General features: G+C 29.1%; 4 protein-coding genes. All 4 read left to right on the top strand.

All coding sequences use genetic code 11. The features are described 5' to 3' along the window. The coding region (gene flhB / locus VK998_RS00900; RefSeq protein ID WP_325224438.1) for a flagellar biosynthesis protein FlhB at window positions 1–966 on the top strand (966 nt) is incomplete at its 5' end. 11 nt (window positions 967–977) lie between these two features. After that, on the top strand, window positions 978–3,002 hold the full coding sequence (gene flhA / locus VK998_RS00895) for a flagellar biosynthesis protein FlhA (protein ID WP_325224436.1): 2,025 nt from the start codon (window positions 978–980) through the stop codon (window positions 3,000–3,002). Next, the gene (locus VK998_RS00890; protein WP_325224433.1) at window positions 3,002–4,078 is read left to right on the top strand and encodes a flagellar biosynthesis protein FlhF; all 1,077 of its coding nucleotides are present in this window, start codon (window positions 3,002–3,004) and stop codon (window positions 4,076–4,078) included. The genes flhA and VK998_RS00890 overlap by 1 nt, the downstream gene beginning before the upstream one ends. Before the next feature lies 1 nt (window position 4,079). Continuing rightward, on the top strand, window positions 4,080–4,852 hold a 773-nt coding region (locus VK998_RS00885), incomplete at its 3' end, for a MinD/ParA family protein (protein WP_325224431.1).

Genomic DNA, 4,852 nt, shown 5'->3' with positions numbered 1-4,852 from the left:
ACTTTTATCCTATTTGTGGCTTTTTTAGGACTAAGATTATTTGGTAAATATATATTGGATTATCTAATAAAGTTTATGAAAAATGTCTATAAAAACATTGAAACCGTAGATGAACTTTTTTATGAAAACAACTTGATGACTAATTTTATTAATATATTATCTTCTTTCTTTGGTTTAGCAACACCTATTATACTTGTCTCTTTTTTAGCTGCAATTATTATTAATTATTTGCAAATTGGTTTTTTATTTACTACTAAACCACTAAAAATTAAATTAAATCGAATAAGCCCTATAGAAGGTTTTAAAAGAATTTTTTCTAAAAAAGCTTTAGCAGAATTGGTTAAATCAATTTTAAAAATTTTATTAATTGGATATGTTGCTTTTTCTTTTATTAATAAAAATTTAATTAAAGTAATGAATCTACAAAATTTAGAACTTACTACTATGCTGAAGAATTTCTCAAGTTTAGTTTTTGGTTTTTCTATGAGAATTGTTGGAGTTTTGGCTTTTTTATCTTTTTTAGATTATCTGTTTCAATGGAGAGAACATGAAAAAAATCTAATGATGACTAAGCAAGAGATAAAAGAAGAATATAAACAAACTGAAGGAGATCCTTTAATTAAATCTAAAATAAAGGAAAAACAGAGAAGAATAGCAATGTCGAGGATGATTCAAGATGTCCCACAAGCTGACGTGATAATTACGAATCCAACCCATATAGCTATTGCTATAAAATATGATAGAGACTTATATCAAGCACCTTATGTATTAGCAAAAGGCGCAGACCTTATTGCTGAAAATATAAAAAAAGTAGGTAAGGAACATTCGATTCCGTTAGTTGAAAACAAGCCTTTAGCGAGGGCTTTATATGATACGGTTGAAATAGGAAGTTTAATTCCAGAAGACTTATATGAAGCAGTGGCTGAAGTATTAGCATATGTTTATAGTTTAAAAGATGACTTTTAGGAGGAAAGATAATGAAATTTGGCGATATTATTGTTGCTCTAGGTATTATTGGAATAGTTTTAATTATTATTATACCTATCCCCAATGGGTTGTTAAGCGTTTTATTAAGTATTAATATAGCTTTGTCTTTACTAATTTTATTGATTTCTATGTATTCAAAGAATGTACTTGAAATTTCCATATTTCCATCTTTACTTCTAATTGCTACCCTTTATCGATTAGCATTAAATATATCTACTACTAGAGGTATATTATCTAATGCAGATGCAGGTAAAGTAATAGAGACTTTTGGTAAATTTGTAATACAAAATAACCCTATAGTTGGTTTTATTATATTTCTGATTATTATAATAATACAATTTATTGTAATAACAAAAGGAGCTGAAAGGGTAGCGGAGGTATCTGCAAGGTTTACTTTGGATGCTATGCCTGGGAAACAGATGGCTATTGATGCCGACTTAAATTCTGGTTTAATTACTGAGCAGGAAGCAAGAACTAGAAGAAAAGATGTTCAAAGGTATGCTGATTTCTATGGCGCTATGGATGGAGCAACTAAATTTGTTAAAGGTGATGCTATTGCTGGAATAATAATTACTATTATAAATATTGTCGCAGGCCTAATAATTGGTGTATCTGCTGGAATGCCCATCAACGAGGCCATGCAAACATACACCCTATTAACAGTTGGGGATGGTTTAGTCAGCCAAATACCTGCATTGTTGATTTCTACTGCTACAGGTTTAGTAGTTACTAGAGCCGCTTCAGAATCCAATTTAGGACAAGACATGATTACACAATTATTTAGTAATAATTCTAAGTTGTTATATATAATAGGAGGAGTAATAGTCTTATTAGGAGTATCTACAACTTTGCCAACCTTTACTTATTTAATACTTGGACTTATTTTTATATTTTTAGGATACTTAATGGGGAAAGGGGTTAAAGAAGAAATCGAAGAACCAATAGAAGAAATATCAGAAGCAGAAGAATTAAGAAAACCAGAAAATGTACTAGGTTTACTAAAGGTAGATGATATTGAATTAGAATTTGGTTATGGCTTAATACCACTAGCAGATGTTAATCAAGGCGGTGATTTATTAGATAGAATCGTCATGATACGAAGACAAATTGCTATGGAATTAGGTTTAGTAGTACCAATTGTTCGATTAAGGGATAATATCCAATTAAATCCAAACGAATACATAATTAAAATTAAAGGGGTTCAGGTAGCGAAGGGGGAAGTTTATTTTGATCATTATTTAGCAATGGACCCTGGTACTGGAGAAGGAGATATAGAAGGTATTGAAACTATAGAACCTGCTTTTGGCCTACCAGCTAAATGGATAACAGAAAACGAAAGGGAAAAAGCTGAAATATTCGGTTATACGGTAGTAGATCCACCTTCGGTAATTGCTACTCATTTAACTGAAGTTATAAAAGAAAAAGCATATGATTTAATAGGTAGGCAAGATGTGAAACTATTAATAGATAATGTTAAAGAAGAGTACCCTGCTGTAGTTGATGAAGTTGTACCAAAAGTTTTATCAATTGGAGAGATTCAAAAAGTATTGTCTAACTTACTAAAAGAACAGATAAGTATAAGGGATATGGTAACTATTTTAGAAACTTTAGCCGACTACGGCAATGTAACTAGAGATACAGATTTATTAACTGAATATGTAAGACAAAGATTAGCAGGTTATATAACTAATAAATATGTTGAAAATAGTGCTTTAAATGTGGTAACTTTGGATAGTCAAGTTGAAGAGATTATTATGAATTCTATTAATAAAACAGAGACCGGATCTTATTTATCCTTAGAACCAAATATAGCACAAAAAATATTAAATAATACTCTAAAAACAGTACAAAAATTAACCTCTATTGGAGAACAACCTATTGTTTTAACTGCCCCAATAGTTAGGCTTTATTTCAAACGTTTAACCGAGCAATTAACTAGGGACTTAATAGTATTGTCTTATAATGAAATAGAGCCGACAGTTGAAGTTCAATCAGTTGGGATGGTGGATATGTAATGAAATTGAAAAAATACACTGGCTATACTACTCACGAAGCCATGAATAAGTTGAAAAGAGAACTTGGGTCAGATGCTATAGTATTAAATACCAAAACTATTAAACAAAAGGGGTTTTTAGGTTTTTTTAAAAAACCTTTAGTAGAAATTACTGCAGCTTATGAAAACAAAGAATTCTTAACTTTTGAAAACAACAAAGATGATAATCTTATTAAAATAAATAATGAATTAACTATCTTAAAAAACATGGTAGAACAAATTTCTACTAATGTTAATAGTAAAGACTTAGAGTTTTCAACGGTACTCAATAAATATAGAATGAAATTAATAGAAAATGGTGTAGAACATACTACTGCAACTTCTATTTTTAAAAAACTTAATGAACAAATAAATTTTGAAGACAAAGATAATATTGCTATTAAAAAAATAATCGCTCATACCCTTAAAGAGTATATAGGTACTGTAAAACCATTGAGTATGGATAATCCCCAACAAAAAATAATATTTTTTGTTGGCCCTACAGGTGTTGGGAAAACAACCACTTTGGCAAAAATTGCTGCCCAATTAGTTATGAAAGATAAATTTGATATAGGACTTATTACTTCAGATACATATAGAATTGCTGCTGTTGACCAACTAAAAGCTTATAGTGACATCCTAAAGCTACCCCTAGAGGTTATTTATAATGAAGATGATATGTATAAAGCTTTAGTTGCTTTTAAAGATAAAGATATTATTTTTGTTGATACTGCCGGTACAAATCATAGAGATGTAGATGAAAAAGATGAAATTTTTAAAATTATAAACTCTATGAATAATAAGGAAGTATTTCTAGTGTTAAGCGGAACTACGGATTATAATACTCTAAAATCAATTATAAATCATTATAGTTTTATTAAAAATTATAAAATTATTTTTACTAAGATTGATGAAAGTAATGGATTAGGTAATATTTTAAATGCCAAATATTTAACTAAAAACCCAGTTTCTTATATAACTACAGGTCAAAATGTTCCAGATGATATTGAAATATTAGATAAAGAAAAAGTAGTTAGCTGTTTAATAGGGGAGATTTAGCATGAAAGATCAAGCAGAAAAACTCAGAGAATTAATGAAAGAAAAAGTTAATAATAAAATAAAACCTTTAACTAAAAACAAAGCTAAAGTAGTTGCTATAACTAGTGGAAAAGGAGGAGTTGGTAAAACCAATTTTGCCATCAATTTAGCTATTTCTATAAAAAGATTAGGATATAAAGTTTTAGTTTTAGATGCAGATCTAGGTTTAGCTAATATAGAGATTCTAACAGGTACAAATATTAAATATACTGTTGCTGACCTAATTGTTAATAATAAAAGTATCCATGAGGTCCTTGGTGATGGACCTGAAGGTATTAAACTCATATCTGGTGGAACAGGCTTGCATGAATTATCTCTCATGAATGATGACAATATTCACAATTTATTAATAGAAATAGAAAAGCTGGAGTACTTAGCTGATTATATTATAATAGATACAGGTGCAGGAATTTCTAATACTGTTTTACATTTTGTTATGGCAGCAGACGAAGTCATACTTATAACTACTCCTGACCCTACCTCAGTAATGGACGGATATACTATGATAAAGGCTTTGACAAATAATGGATATAGAGGTAAACTAAATATAGTTACTAACATTGTTAGCAGTAGGAAAGAAGCCATAGAAACTTTTAACAAATTAAATGCGGCTTCTAATAGTTTTTTAAAAATTGAACTTACTTTTTTAGGATATTTAGAAAAAAATAATATTGTTCTTAAAGCAGTAAAAAACCAAACTCCTATTTTATTGTTTAGTCCTAAATCATCTTTATC

Source organism: Schnuerera sp. (assembly GCF_035459645.1).
GTDB lineage: Bacteria > Bacillota > Clostridia > Tissierellales > Tepidimicrobiaceae > Schnuerera.
Note: the sequence above shows the minus strand (reverse complement) of the source record. Positions and strands in the feature narration are given on the sequence as shown.